Source organism: Pseudoalteromonas sp. BZB3 (assembly GCF_040104455.1).
In the GTDB taxonomy this organism is placed as follows: domain Bacteria; phylum Pseudomonadota; class Gammaproteobacteria; order Enterobacterales; family Alteromonadaceae; genus Pseudoalteromonas.
In genome coordinates, this window is sequence record NZ_JBECOS010000008.1 from 290506 (window position 1) to 303064 (window position 12559).

Genomic DNA, 12559 nt, shown 5'->3' on the forward strand with positions numbered 1-12559 from the left:
AGTAATGGCCGAAGAATTAAGATGGGCATTAATCGTGATCAGTGCGCTAGTTATTGGCGGTTTATTGATCCACGGCTTATGGTCAGTAAGAAAAAAAGAAACACCAGAACAAACTGATAATACTCCGAAACCACAGCCTAAAGTTGAGCCTGCGGCCCCAGCGACAGACAATGAGCCTGAACTGGGTGATATGAATTTTTCAGCGGTAGATGAAGAGCCTACTGTTGAGCCAGTTGTTGAAGAGCAGCAACAAGATGGCGCACTGGCAGCAGCCCCTGAGCCACAAGACTTCATTATCTTACACATTGAGATGCCAGAAGGTCTTTCTATGGCGGGCTCTAAGCTATTACCTTGTGTTTTGAGCTTAGGCTTTAAATATTCTGATGAAGGTTTCTTTAATCGTCATGTTGAGCCTTCAGGTAATGGCCCTGTTTTGTTCCGCTTAGTAAATATGTTCAATCCGGGTACGTTCGATATTGATAACATGGAGCAGTTCAGTACTGCGGGTGTTAGTTTATTTATGACGTTACCATGTGAGGGTGATAGCCTTGCAGCCTTTAACATGCTGAACAGCGCAGCTAAGAAGCTGTCCGATGAATTTGGTGCTACGGTACTTGATCATCAACGTCAGCCTCTAAGTGTTGAAACGGTTCGCAGCTATGTTGAAAGGGTTCGCGAATTCACGGCTTAATTAATAGTGCGTTATGATTTTTTAGGCCACCAAACTGATGTTTGGTGGCTTTTTGTTTTTAGAGGTCGAGATGTCAGAGTCAGTTGTTAAGCAAATTGATGCATTAAAACAGCAATTAGAAGAGTATAACTACCAGTATTACGTATTAGATAATCCAAGTGTGCCAGACGCAGAATACGATAGGGTAATGCGTGAGTTAATGGCGCTAGAGCAAGCAAACCCTGAATTACTTTCACCTGATTCTCCATCACAAAAAGTCGGTGGGGAAGCGCTGAGTAAGTTCTCTCAAGTGACCCATAAAGTACCGATGTTGTCTCTTGATAATGCTTTTGATGAAGTAGAGTTCACTGCATTTAATCGTCGTATTCAAGAGCGCTTATTAGTGAGTGAGCCACTGGATTTTTGTTGCGAACCTAAGCTCGATGGCCTAGCAGTATCTATCTTATATAAAGATGGCGTGTTAGTGCAGGCGGCAACTCGCGGTGATGGTCAAGTCGGTGAAAACATTACTGAGAACGTTAAAACCATTCGTAACGTGCCGCTGCGTTTACGTGGTGATGACATTCCGGCTGAGCTTGAAGTGCGCGGTGAAGTATTTATGGATACGGCGGGTTTCGAAAAATTAAATGAAACTGCGTTTGCCAAAGGTGAAAAAACCTTTGCTAACCCTCGTAACGCGGCTGCGGGCAGTTTACGTCAGCTAGATTCTAAAATTACCGCTAAACGCCCATTGATGTTTTATGCCTACTCAACCGGTGTTGTTGAAGGGGTAGAGTTGCCTGATGCGCATTTTGAACAACTCAGTAAGCTCAAAGACTGGGGCTTTCCAATGTGCCCAGAGACCCGCTTAGTGACAGGCACCACAGAAGTAATGGCGTATTATCAAGATATTCTAGAGCGCCGAGCAAGCCTTGCCTATGAAATCGATGGCGTGGTGATCAAAGTAAACCGCAAAGATTACCAACAACAGCTTGGCTTTGTCGCCCGCGCACCGCGTTGGGCCATTGCCTTTAAGTTTCCTGCGCAAGAAGAAATCACTCAGTTACTTGATGTTGAATTCCAAGTAGGTCGTACTGGTGCAATTACACCGGTAGCACGTTTAGAGCCAGTTTTTGTCGGTGGTGTAACCGTATCAAACGCAACGCTTCACAACCGCGATGAAATAGAACGCCTTGGCGTAAAAGTAGGAGATACCGTCATTATACGCCGTGCAGGCGACGTAATACCTCAAGTAACGCAAGTGGTGTTAGATCGTCGACCTGATGATGCCAAAGACATCGTCTTCCCTGAAACATGCCCAGTATGTGATTCACATGTCGAGCGAGTTGAAGGTGAAGCAGTGGCCCGTTGTACTGGTGGCTTAGTATGCCAAGCGCAACGTCAGCAGGCGATTAAGCACTTTGCATCACGTAAAGCATTCGATATTGATGGTCTAGGCGATAAAATTGTTGATCAGCTTGTGGATAGAGAGCTGATTGAAACGCCTGCTGACTTATTTACCTTAAAGCAAGGTCATTTTGAGTCATTAGAGCGTATGGGGCCAAAATCGGCATTGAATCTAGTTAACGCCTTAGAAGCTGCAAAGCAAACCACTTTGGCAAAGTTCTTATATGCTTTGGGTATTCGTGAAGTGGGTGAAGCTACCGCACAGAATCTGGCAAACCACTATTTAACGCTAGAAAAGGTAATGGCAGCCAGCACGGATGACTTACAAACAGTCAGTGATGTGGGCGTTGTGGTTGCTAAACATATTCATGCCTTCTTTAACGAGCAGCATAACCAAGCCGTTGTGAACGCGCTACTTGAAATTGGTATCAATTGGCCGCAAATAAAACAGAAGTCTGCAGATACACAGCCGCTTGCTGGGTTAACTTATGTGCTTACGGGCACATTAAGTCAGTTAAATCGTAACGATGCGAAAGCGCGTTTACAGGCACTCGGTGCGAAAGTGGCAGGCAGTGTTTCTAAAAATACCCATGCCCTTGTTGCAGGTGAAAAAGCGGGCTCTAAGCTAACTAAAGCCCAAGATTTAGGTATTGAGATCCTTGATGAAGATGCCTTAATTGCCTTGTTCGCTGAACATGAATAATACCGAGCAGTAATTATAGAAATACCCTTACTAGTAGAAACGCGGCCAATACGACCGCGTTTTTGTAGTAGTTCCTCTGCATAGAGGATTAGGACATTTATGAAACATTACGGCCCAGAATATTGGGATAAATATGGCGTGTATCGTACACCTTTGGCATTCAACTTGACGCTGGTGGTGTTGCTGCGTGCCTATTTTTTATGGACTTTCTCAGCATTGGCAAGACGTCCCGATATCGACTTTATGTCGCTGTTCTTTGTTTCTAAATTCCACTTCTTTACGGCGTTAGGCATTGGGGCCATTGCCATTGTGCCGACTGTAATTTATTCACTTCGCCGACCAACTAGCTCTCAGAAGTTAGCCAAGATTTGGCGGCACATGCGCTGGCCGTTATTACTTTGTGCATGCTTAGACTTAACTTGGCTGATCTATCAAGCATCACAATCGTATTACCAGTTTTCGATGTTTTTAGCAGTGCAAATGGTGCTCTTGCTCTGGGTAATATTGTATTTGCTCAAAAGTCGCTATTTAAGCTACTTTTTTAATGATTGGCCTGAGCCTGAAAAACAAGATAATAAGGGGTAAATTATGCTGACCTGGCAAGATGTTTTAAAGTACGCGAACGCTGGTAATCCAGAGCCGAAAAATCGAGTTGAGAAAACAGCTGAACAGTGGCAACAAGAGCTAGACCCTGAAGTCTTCTATATTACCCGTAATAAAGGCACCGAAAGACCCTTTAGCAGTGGCAGTTGCACGGTATTTGAAGCCGGAGACTATCACTGTGCCTGTTGCAGTAATTTATTGTTTTCAGGGGACGAAAAGTTTAACAGTGGTACAGGTTGGCCATCATTTACAAAACCCGCCTATTTAGAATCGATTGCTTACATTGGTGATAACAGCAATGGTATGCAGCGAGTCGAGATTGTTTGTAATGTGTGTGATGCACACCTAGGCCATGTATTTCCCGATGGCCCACCACCGACAGGTTTGCGTTATTGTGTAAATGCGTTATCGATGACAAAAGCTTAACCTAATCACTCTACCGAAAGTCCCAGCTCATCGCTGGTGACTTTCAGCTTACCTAGGCGCTCTTTCTGATCAGCATCTAACTCCACATTGTTTAAAAGCGCAAAACACTTCTTGAGCAATGGGGTGTTGATGGTGTTTTCTTTTTGGTGGTTTTTGTCTAATAAACATTGCGCCAAATTAAGAGCAATACTGGCATTTTTGGGCATGACTCTAAACGCTTGCGTAAATGCTTCAAGTGCGACATCAATTCTACCGCGGTTAAACTGAGTCACAGCATGGTTATTGAGCTCTTTCGGGCCCATGGTAATGTCTTGCTTCTCTGTTTTTTGTTGATGAATATAGTGCAGGGTAGTGGGGTCACTAATGTCTTTATGACGCTCACAGTGTTGTATGATCTGTGTGAATAAATCTTGAGCCTTATGCTGCATCCCTAGTTCATGACAAGCTTTTGCTTTATCAAGTGCAGCATCGATAGAACGTATTGTTGGTTCATCTTCTAGTTGATTAATAAGTTGAATCGCTTTTTGGTGCTCATCTTTCAAGTAGTGAATACGTGCGTTTAAAACATCTAATTGAGTTTGATTATCGGCATTTGGAAATTGTTTTTTTAAATCGCCTAGATATTTTTGTGTTTGTCGTGTGATGCGATTAATTTGCTCGGTTTGATCAGTGGCTAAGGCAAAGTCGATGCCCGCTCTAGCTGCATTTAAATAGATCTCAGGGCTATCATGAATGGAGTGCTTAGCGTACTGAGCAATGTCTTTATGCGCGTTGTAGCTCGATTCATAATCATGATTGATTGACGCAACCCGACCTAAACTTTTTTGTCTCTCGATATTCCGCGGTGCCATATTAGACGCTTGCTGAAGAAACGTTTGTGCATTTTCAAATTTATTCAATTGCATTTCAAGGCGACCAAGTAAGTCGAGCGCAACCAATCGAGTTTCTGAACGTTCTAACATCGTCTTTAGCATACGTTGAGCGAGTACATGTTCTTTGTTTGCAATTAAAGCTTCTACCAGGCCAATTTTAGCCCAAGCGAATTTTTGTAAAGAAAGCGCTGATTTATAAAATGTTTTAGCCTCATCAACCCGTTTTAATCTAAGTAATGCCTCACCTTTGAGTTTGAGCAAAATCGGGCTGTAGGTGTTGTCATCATTATCGAGTTCTTTGTCGATAAATTTAACTGCTTTTGAATCATTGCCATCATCAATTAAAGTAAAAATTTGTTTTAGCGCAGATTTTCGCTTTAACACGCGGGTAAGTCTGGTTTTTAATTCTTTAATTGAAAATGGTTTAACTAAGAAATCATCGGGTTGAAGCTCAAGTACGCTGTGAACAAGCTCCCCGCTGGTCTCTGCTGAGACAAAAATAAAAGCGGTGGTGTTTTTGATGAGGTTTTTACTTTTTAACTCTTCGTAGAGCTGATAGCCGTTTTGTCGTTTGGTTAAGTCAAATGAGCAAATTATTAGATCAAACTTTTCACTGGCACACAGTTCAACTGCTGCAATAGCATGCTCGGCAATATGGATATGCTTAAATTGTAGCTGCTCTAAAGAGCGCCTGAGGTGGCTCAGCGCGAGCGGCTGTTCTTCGACAATTAACAGCTTGATATTGCTAAAGTTGTTTAAGCTCATTGAATAAATTAGTAACTGTAAGGGCTTATGACAGTCTAGACCTTTAATGGGCTTTTTTAAATAGTTTGGAGATAAAACAGAGTAAGATTAAGAATTTAAGATTGGATTATGTGGTGGGTCGTACTGGACTTGAACCAGTGACCCTCGCCTTGTAAGGGCGATGCTCTCCCAACTGAGCTAACGACCCACATAATTATAATCTTGATATGGTGGGTCGTACTGGACTTGAACCAGTGACCCTCGCCTTGTAAGGGCGATGCTCTCCCAACTGAGCTAACGACCCATATCAATGTACTTTGCGAACCAATAAAGTGGTGGGTTGTACTGGACTTGAACCAGTGACCCTCGCCTTGTAAGGGCGATGCTCTCCCAACTGAGCTAACAACCCGCAAAGTGTTTCTAAATGGTGGGTCGTACTGGACTTGAACCAGTGACCCTCGCCTTGTAAGGGCGATGCTCTCCCAACTGAGCTAACGACCCATTTAGATAGTGGTGTGTAATATGGTGGGTCGTACTGGACTTGAACCAGTGACCCTCGCCTTGTAAGGGCGATGCTCTCCCAACTGAGCTAACGACCCATATTACAACTCTATAATGGTGGGTCGTACTGGACTTGAACCAGTGACCCTCGCCTTGTAAGGGCGATGCTCTCCCAACTGAGCTAACGACCCATTATAGATAAATTTAGATATGTGGTGGGTCGTACTGGACTTGAACCAGTGACCCTCGCCTTGTAAGGGCGATGCTCTCCCAACTGAGCTAACGACCCATATCTAAAAACAACACGTTACCGTGTCGTTGTGGAGCGGTATTATAGGGAGACTTGCAACAGAGTCAATAGCTGAATTTACAATTTTGGTCTGTCTGCGGGTTTTATCATCAAATTGCAATTGTTCTTCATTATATAGCAAGTGGGTTTTCACGCTTAAAAAACTTAAAAAACCAAGAAAATTGACTCATTGAAAATGAACCAAGATTAAAACCCTTGATATAAGGAATTTGATCTAAGGGTTGTCTTAGCTGCTTAAATTACAATAAAACCTTCTAAACTTATTCAAAAAAGCTAAATTTAGATGCTTTATATGAGTTGAAATGCCAAGGAAAAATATAAAATGCCATAGCTCTTGTTAATCACTGAGTGCAACAGAGAGTAAAACAAAGCAATTTGAGTGCTATGGTGATGATATTGAGAGTGTTTAGTTGCCTAAAAACGGTTGTTGTGATTATATATGCGCCTGTTTGCTGATTTTTAAAGCGAACAGTAAAAAGTTAAAGAAAAAATGTTGACTTTAATTTTATGGGTGCATAGAATGCGCCCCGCACTCAGCGATACAGGTGACTAACTGAAAAGTTAGATAAACCCAAGGTAAGGGGCTATAGCTCAGCTGGGAGAGCGCCTCGCTGGCAGCGAGGAGGTCTGCGGTTCGATCCCGCATAGCTCCACCAATATTCTAAGTGCAATTGTCCTAGAGAACACAGTTTTTGTGTCCCCTTCGTCTAGAGGCCTAGGACACCGCCCTTTCACGGCGGTAACAGGGGTTCGAATCCCCTAGGGGACGCCAATTTCGCTACTTCTTCGAATGGAGTAGGGAAGTTAAATATACTCGTATGGTAAGAGTTAAAATAGCCAGTCCTAGTGACACATTATCTACATGATATTGCGTCCCCTTCGTCTAGAGGCCTAGGACACCGCCCTTTCACGGCGGTAACAGGGGTTCGAATCCCCTAGGGGACGCCACTTTACTTAAAGTGCTCAAGATAAACACTCTTATGGTAAGAGTTTAAATAACCAGTCCTAGTGACACATTATCTATATGATATTGCGTCCCCTTCGTCTAGAGGCCTAGGACACCGCCCTTTCACGGCGGTAACAGGGGTTCGAATCCCCTAGGGGACGCCACTTTACTTAAAGTGCTCAAGATAAACACTCGTATGGTAAGAGTTTAAATAACCAGTCCTAGTGACACAGAATTCTGCGATAGAATAATGCCGTTCGCCTCGCTGGCTCGGACTCACCTAACGCAGAAATAGCAAATCAGTGATTTGCTAAACAATTTCTGCGTCCCCTTCGTCTAGAGGCCTAGGACACCGCCCTTTCACGGCGGTAACAGGGGTTCGAATCCCCTAGGGGACGCCACTTTACTTAAAGTACTCAAGATAAACGCTCGTATGGTAAGAGTTAAAATAACCAGTCCTAGTGACACATTATCTACATGATACTGCGTCCCCTTCGTCTAGAGGCCTAGGACACCGCCCTTTCACGGCGGTAACAGGGGTTCGAATCCCCTAGGGGACGCCACTTTACTTAAAGTGCTCAAGATAAACGCTCGTATGGTAAGAGTCTAAATAACCAGTCCTAGTGACACAGAATTCTGCGATAGAATAATGCCGTTCGCCTCTCTGGCTCGGACTCACCTAACGCAGAAATAGCAAATCAATGATTTACTAAACAATTTCTGCGTCCCCTTCGTCTAGAGGCCTAGGACACCGCCCTTTCACGGCGGTAACAGGGGTTCGAATCCCCTAGGGGACGCCACTTTACTTAAAGTGCTCAGATAAATGCTCGTATGGTAAGAGTTTAAATAACCAGTCCTAGTGACACACTATCTACATGATACTGCGTCCCCTTCGTCTAGAGGCCTAGGACACCGCCCTTTCACGGCGGTAACAGGGGTTCGAATCCCCTAGGGGACGCCACTTTCGTTACCACTTCCTATTTTATTCATAATAAATCACACTATTTTTATTCTTGATTTTTGAAAGAACTGTTTGTTTTTTATTGCGTTAATTTCAAAACTTGATTTAGATCAACTTTTCTCCGTTGTTAGTTCACCCTTTTGTATTAAAAAGAAATATCATACGTTTTTTACTTAGTGTGAACGACGATGACTAAAGGAAGAAATCAAGTGACCAACAGAGAGCATGATTACCCCAATCATTACAATCTGTTATCGACAACCAATACCAAAGGCCAAATTAAATATGCGAATAAGCAATTTTGCGAAGTCGCTGGATTTGAGCTGCACGAACTAGAAAATAAACCGCATAATATTGTTCGCCACCCGAGCATGCCAAAAGCTGCTTTTAAAAACCTTTGGGATTATATTGGCAGTGGGCAATCTTGGATGGGAATGGTTAAAAACCGCTGTAAAAATGGTGATCACTACTGGGTGAATGCCTTTGTTACACCAATAAAAGATACCTCAGGTAAAACCGTTGAGTATCAATCGGTGAGAACCAAACCAGATAGAGCGGTGGTTAACCGGGCTGAGAAAATTTATCAAAAGCTTAATTCTGGTAGTTCTGCAGAAAAGCTCACAGCAGCATCTTGGTCATTACCCACCCAAATGATGGCAATCATAGTTGCATTTTATTTATTGACCATGATGTTTACTTCATTACCTACGCCTTGGAACTATATTTTAGAGACTGTACTTTTAGTCGCCATTTTAGCTTTCACACATAGGCAACTCGCACCAATAAGAGCGCTTAGTGAAAAAGCGAAACAAGTTTATGATGATCCGCTAATGCAAAAGGTTTACTTGGGTAAAGTAAATGATATTGCTGCAATTGAATTAGCGCTTATAGCAAGGGAATCTGAGCTTAGAGCTGTATTAGGGCGTGTTAAAGACGCCAGTGCAACGGTAACCGAACAAGCCAATGAGACGGTGAATGAATGCAATCACAGTGCTGAATTATTAAATAGCCAACAAGCGCAGACTGATGGACTGGCAACTGCAATCAATGAAATGACCGCGACAATCTCAGAAGTTGCAAGCAATACTAACAATGCTGCAGAGCGCTCTGAAGCTGCTTTAGAGTCAGTAAAAATAGGCAATGAAGCGGTTAATGAAAATATGCAAAATAACTATGCGTTGGCCGAAGAGCTGTCACAAACGCAAACTGATATTGAAGAATTAAATGCGCAAACTGTAAACATAGGCAGTGTAGTGGATGTGATCAGAGGTATTTCAGAGCAAACCAATTTGTTGGCACTTAATGCCGCGATCGAAGCAGCTCGTGCTGGCGAACAAGGAAGAGGGTTTGCAGTGGTAGCTGACGAAGTAAGAGCGCTTGCTCAACGTACTCAAGAATCTACCAAAGAAATTGATACCATTATTGCAAACTTAAGAGGGCGTGCAGAGCAAGCTGTGCAGGCTATTCAAAACGGCGTGAATAAATCGACAGAATGTGTGTCTCAAGCGGAAGGTGCTCAGGCGAGCTTAGAAAGCATTAATGCCATCGTGAATGATATTTCAGGCTTAAACTATCAAATAGCTACGGCCACTGAGCAGATGTCAGGCGTATCAAATGAGCTTAATAACAACGCCGTTCATATCTCGCAATTAGCCAATGATTCTATGCAGAGTTCGGATAAAACCATTTCGACTATGTCTAAGACTCAAGAATCACTGAATGCACAGTCTGCATTGGTTGATCAGTTTATTAATAAATTTATACGATAATTCACCTTAATGAAGAGGCTGAGCAAGTTTAAATCAGCCTCTCTTCGTATTCCTCTATTCATGCCTCTGCAGAAATTGACGACTCACTCTTGGCAGGTAGCTCAGGTTTATAGGCTGAAAAGTCTAACCCTTTTATAAGTAACCAACAGCCAACACCTAACTCAAATAGTGCACCTGGAAACATCACAAACATGGCTTCTCTTGGCAAATCGGCAATCAATAGTTTGGCAACAGGGTAAATAATTAAACTGGTGTAAGTGATCATGCCCCACACTGACCAAGCTTTCGGGATGTAATTGGTTTTAAAAAATAGATAAAAGGTCATGATCCCGGCCACGCCCATAAATATCCAGCTATATTCACTCGCAGGTCGTCTAAAGCTTGAAGCAATGACGATGATATGACGTATTTGTTCAGCGTCGAATACATTCAGTAAATAAGCTTTATTAGACAGAGCCAACATAGACATACTCACTGTGACGACAAAGCTACCTATAATGATTTCAACTAACCGAAAACAAAGAGCAGTTTGCATAAGTGGTTTATTGATGGGTTTTAAAGCAAGGTAAAAACCCATAGAGGCGGTTGTTACCGCTGTAAACATCACTATTTCTGCGAATATACCCCAGCGAAAATGTTGCTCGTTGGCAAACACGCCATGACTTAAGAATTGTTCGCTAGAGGCGAGCGTCGAGCTTAAAATAAAGTTATCCAAAATACCGGCAAGGGTAAAAACAATGTACGAAAGACCTGCTACTCGGGCGTAAAATTGCTGATTCTTATGTTGTGTATTCATTGTTCGTTCCTTTTAAAGAGGTAAGCTCGTTTCGTTTTTCTTCCAAGTTGCAGCGAGATAGATAATGAAAATCCCGGTACAGATCTCAAAGAAACTAAAAAATAGGTAGTGAAGACTGCCACCCATGGTGACGGTAAAAGCTTGTATTGATGTTGTAATTATTCCGGCAATAAGGTTGGCGTATTTATTTAACGGAAAAGCCAGCACCCTTGATAGTAGAATCATGATCATGGGAATTTGCATAATGAAGGCAAACATTAATAAGAACTCTTCTGTGATGCTTATACTGCCAACTTGCCCAGCTAAAAAAGCTTCCAAGTAAGGTGCAAGATGTAGAGTGAAAACATCACAGTAAATGTAATTGACGGTGATAAATATCCATAACAAAGATAATAAGTGCTGTCTTTTTTCATGCCATTCAAAGATTTTCATAGGTCGCTCTAATCAGTTATTTTTGATGCGAATAAGATTGCCGAAAAAGTAAAAGTTGTTCGTCTTGATGGGCCTATTTGAACGAAATAATAGAAATTAATGCGTTCTTTTTGAGTGAGAAATAGTTTGATAACGGGTTATTTTTACTTAAAAAAGATATAAAAACTTCGAGATATAAAATAAAATTAGCAATAGTATCAGATGGATAGGTGATAGACTGTAGGAAGAGTTAGATATATAGTTAGAACGCTTATTTTAATAATTTATTGAATACGTGAATGGTTAATGTATTTCCGACAGTTTTGTACTCTTGCATGATAGGGATGGCTTTTATTGCCCTGTTAGATTTGTTTAATCGTGGCAAAGAAAGGCAAAATTTATTTTTAAAAGGCTTACTTCTACTCCTTGTTATCCACTTAGCCGGTGAGCTGTTTATTTATTCGGGTGCCTATGTGTACGTCCCTGAATTAGCAGGGTTACAGTTTCCCTTTAGAATCTTAATGGGCCCAGCGCTGTTCTTTTACGCTCACGCGACGATGTCTGCTGATAAGAAAATAGATAAAAAGTATTGGCTGATGGCTTTATCGGGTCCTGTACTGGTAGTCATCGTTATGCTGCCATTCTTATTCTTGATTACGCCTGCTGAGAAGCTCGCTTTGGCAAACCCAGCCACACGAGACCCTGAGTTATGGCGAATTTCAATATTAACCTGCTCGATCGTGACGACTCTGTTTATCATTTACACTGCGTATTTTTTATTGCTGGCTTTTCAGCTTCATAAAGCCCATAACCAGCAGCTTATGGAGCGCTTTTCTGACATTGAACAGCGCTCTGTAGATTGGTTTAAACCTATACTGGTGATTTGGGGAGCGGTATGGTGCATGTTTGCGAAAGAATTTACCCTTAATGCCTTAGGTTGGCGTTGGTTTGGCACAGGTAGATTGCTGCCAGCTTTAGAGGTCGTTGCTTTGGCCATATTTATACAAAAAGCGTTAAGCCAAAAAGTACTCAGTCATGTCGACAAAGGCGTACCTAAAGCACAAGGCACACGGACGGCTTTGTTGAGTGAGGATAAAATGCAAAGTATTGCGCATAAGCTCAGGCATGCTATGCACAGTGAACAGCTATTTTTAGATGAGTCACTTTCTTTAAAACGTTTATCAGAAGAAGTAAGCGAGTCTGAAAATCATATATCAGAAACTCTATCGCAGCACTTAAATACAAATTTCTTTCAGTTTGTGAATGGTTTCAGGATTGAAGCTGCAAAAACTGCGCTGATCGAAACCACAAAGCAAGTCACAATTATAGCCTTCGAAGTCGGCTTTAATTCTAAGTCGACATTTAATACGGCTTTTAAAAAAATAGTTGGCCAAAGCCCCTCGGTATATCGTAAATCATTCTTAGAAAATAATTAGAGGG

The 12559-nt window shown here is 42.2% G+C and carries 9 protein-coding genes and 15 tRNA genes; 14 read left to right on the forward strand and 10 right to left on the reverse strand.

Annotated features, from left to right (window positions below):
• Window positions 1–4: 4 nt before the first annotated feature.
• The 4 genes from zipA (at window position 5) to msrB (ending at window position 3809) form a co-directional block, all read left to right on the forward strand.
• Window positions 5–691: a cell division protein ZipA gene (gene zipA, locus ABMY35_RS07085; RefSeq protein ID WP_349285580.1), complete on the forward strand. Its 687-nt coding sequence runs from the start codon at window positions 5–7 to the stop codon at window positions 689–691.
• A 70-nt stretch (window positions 692–761) separates the two neighbouring features.
• Window positions 762–2780: an NAD-dependent DNA ligase LigA gene (gene ligA, locus ABMY35_RS07090; RefSeq protein ID WP_349285581.1), complete on the forward strand. Its 2019-nt coding sequence runs from the start codon at window positions 762–764 to the stop codon at window positions 2778–2780.
• Window positions 2781–2879: 99 nt separating this feature from the next.
• Window positions 2880–3365 (forward strand): DUF2919 domain-containing protein, encoded by a 486-nt coding sequence (locus tag ABMY35_RS07095; protein WP_130255033.1) that lies wholly within the window; start codon window positions 2880–2882, stop codon window positions 3363–3365.
• Window positions 3366–3368: 3 nt separating this feature from the next.
• Window positions 3369–3809 carry a peptide-methionine (R)-S-oxide reductase MsrB gene (msrB, locus tag ABMY35_RS07100; RefSeq protein WP_349285582.1) on the forward strand — a complete coding sequence of 147 codons (441 nt, stop codon included), beginning with the start codon at window positions 3369–3371 and terminating at the stop codon, window positions 3807–3809.
• Between the two features lie 5 nt (window positions 3810–3814).
• On the opposite strand, the gene ABMY35_RS07105 is transcribed toward msrB, so the two are convergent.
• The 8 genes from ABMY35_RS07105 to ABMY35_RS07140 form a co-directional block, all read right to left on the reverse strand.
• Window positions 3815–5446, reverse strand: a complete 1632-nt coding sequence (locus tag ABMY35_RS07105; RefSeq protein WP_349285583.1) for a response regulator — start codon at window positions 5444–5446, stop codon at window positions 3815–3817.
• Between the two features lie 111 nt (window positions 5447–5557).
• A tRNA-Val gene (locus ABMY35_RS07110) sits at window positions 5558–5633 on the reverse strand.
• 20 nt (window positions 5634–5653) lie between these two features.
• Window positions 5654–5729, reverse strand: a tRNA-Val gene (locus tag ABMY35_RS07115).
• A 29-nt stretch (window positions 5730–5758) separates the two neighbouring features.
• Window positions 5759–5834: transfer RNA gene (locus tag ABMY35_RS07120), tRNA-Val, on the reverse strand.
• 16 nt (window positions 5835–5850) lie between these two features.
• Window positions 5851–5926: transfer RNA gene (locus tag ABMY35_RS07125), tRNA-Val, on the reverse strand.
• A gap of 22 nt (window positions 5927–5948) precedes the next feature.
• A tRNA-Val gene (locus ABMY35_RS07130) sits at window positions 5949–6024 on the reverse strand.
• A 17-nt stretch (window positions 6025–6041) separates the two neighbouring features.
• Window positions 6042–6117: transfer RNA gene (locus tag ABMY35_RS07135), tRNA-Val, on the reverse strand.
• A 22-nt stretch (window positions 6118–6139) separates the two neighbouring features.
• Window positions 6140–6215 (reverse strand) — tRNA-Val (locus ABMY35_RS07140).
• A gap of 601 nt (window positions 6216–6816) precedes the next feature.
• Here ABMY35_RS07140 and ABMY35_RS07145 point away from each other — a divergent pair.
• The 9 genes from ABMY35_RS07145 to ABMY35_RS07185 all read left to right on the forward strand — a co-directional run bounded on the left by ABMY35_RS07145 (window position 6817) and on the right by ABMY35_RS07185 (window position 9912).
• Window positions 6817–6892, forward strand: a tRNA-Ala gene (locus ABMY35_RS07145).
• A gap of 40 nt (window positions 6893–6932) precedes the next feature.
• Window positions 6933–7008 (forward strand) — tRNA-Glu (locus tag ABMY35_RS07150).
• 100 nt (window positions 7009–7108) lie between these two features.
• Window positions 7109–7184, forward strand: a tRNA-Glu gene (locus ABMY35_RS07155).
• A gap of 86 nt (window positions 7185–7270) precedes the next feature.
• A tRNA-Glu gene (locus tag ABMY35_RS07160) sits at window positions 7271–7346 on the forward strand.
• Window positions 7347–7507: 161 nt separating this feature from the next.
• Window positions 7508–7583 (forward strand) — tRNA-Glu (locus tag ABMY35_RS07165).
• A gap of 86 nt (window positions 7584–7669) precedes the next feature.
• Window positions 7670–7745 (forward strand) — tRNA-Glu (locus ABMY35_RS07170).
• 161 nt (window positions 7746–7906) lie between these two features.
• Window positions 7907–7982: transfer RNA gene (locus ABMY35_RS07175), tRNA-Glu, on the forward strand.
• An 85-nt stretch (window positions 7983–8067) separates the two neighbouring features.
• Window positions 8068–8143, forward strand: a tRNA-Glu gene (locus tag ABMY35_RS07180).
• Window positions 8144–8352: 209 nt separating this feature from the next.
• Window positions 8353–9912: a PAS domain-containing methyl-accepting chemotaxis protein gene (locus ABMY35_RS07185; RefSeq protein WP_349285584.1), complete on the forward strand. Its 1560-nt coding sequence runs from the start codon at window positions 8353–8355 to the stop codon at window positions 9910–9912.
• A gap of 58 nt (window positions 9913–9970) precedes the next feature.
• Here the strand turns inward: ABMY35_RS07185 and ABMY35_RS07190 are convergent, their stop codons facing one another.
• Window positions 9971–10708, reverse strand: coding sequence for a DUF4386 domain-containing protein (locus ABMY35_RS07190; RefSeq protein WP_349285585.1), 738 nt, complete (start codon window positions 10706–10708; stop codon window positions 9971–9973).
• 12 nt (window positions 10709–10720) lie between these two features.
• A complete protein-coding gene (locus tag ABMY35_RS07195) occupies window positions 10721–11140 on the reverse strand; it encodes a DUF6326 family protein (protein ID WP_349285586.1) in 420 nt (139 codons plus the stop codon).
• A 323-nt stretch (window positions 11141–11463) separates the two neighbouring features.
• Here ABMY35_RS07195 and ABMY35_RS07200 point away from each other — a divergent pair, with 323 nt between their 5' ends.
• Window positions 11464–12555 (forward strand): helix-turn-helix transcriptional regulator, encoded by a 1092-nt coding sequence (locus tag ABMY35_RS07200; RefSeq protein WP_349285587.1) that lies wholly within the window; start codon window positions 11464–11466, stop codon window positions 12553–12555.
• The last annotated feature ends 4 nt before the right edge of the window (window positions 12556–12559 follow it).

Excerpts from the sequence above, each read along its gene's own strand:
- zipA (WP_349285580.1), top strand. The coding sequence starts at position 5 with ATGGCCGAAGAATTAAGATGGGCATTAATCGTGATCAGTGCGCTAGTT.
- ABMY35_RS07190 (WP_349285585.1), bottom strand. The coding sequence starts at position 10,708 with ATGAATACACAACATAAGAATCAGCAATTTTACGCCCGAGTAGCAGGT.
- msrB (WP_349285582.1), top strand. The coding sequence starts at position 3,369 with ATGCTGACCTGGCAAGATGTTTTAAAGTACGCGAACGCTGGTAATCCA.
- ligA (WP_349285581.1), top strand. The coding sequence starts at position 762 with ATGTCAGAGTCAGTTGTTAAGCAAATTGATGCATTAAAACAGCAATTA.
- ABMY35_RS07195 (WP_349285586.1), bottom strand. The coding sequence starts at position 11,140 with ATGAAAATCTTTGAATGGCATGAAAAAAGACAGCACTTATTATCTTTG.
- ABMY35_RS07105 (WP_349285583.1), bottom strand. The coding sequence starts at position 5,446 with ATGAGCTTAAACAACTTTAGCAATATCAAGCTGTTAATTGTCGAAGAA.
- ABMY35_RS07095 (WP_130255033.1), top strand. The coding sequence starts at position 2,880 with ATGAAACATTACGGCCCAGAATATTGGGATAAATATGGCGTGTATCGT.
- ABMY35_RS07200 (WP_349285587.1), top strand. The coding sequence starts at position 11,464 with ATGGCTTTTATTGCCCTGTTAGATTTGTTTAATCGTGGCAAAGAAAGG.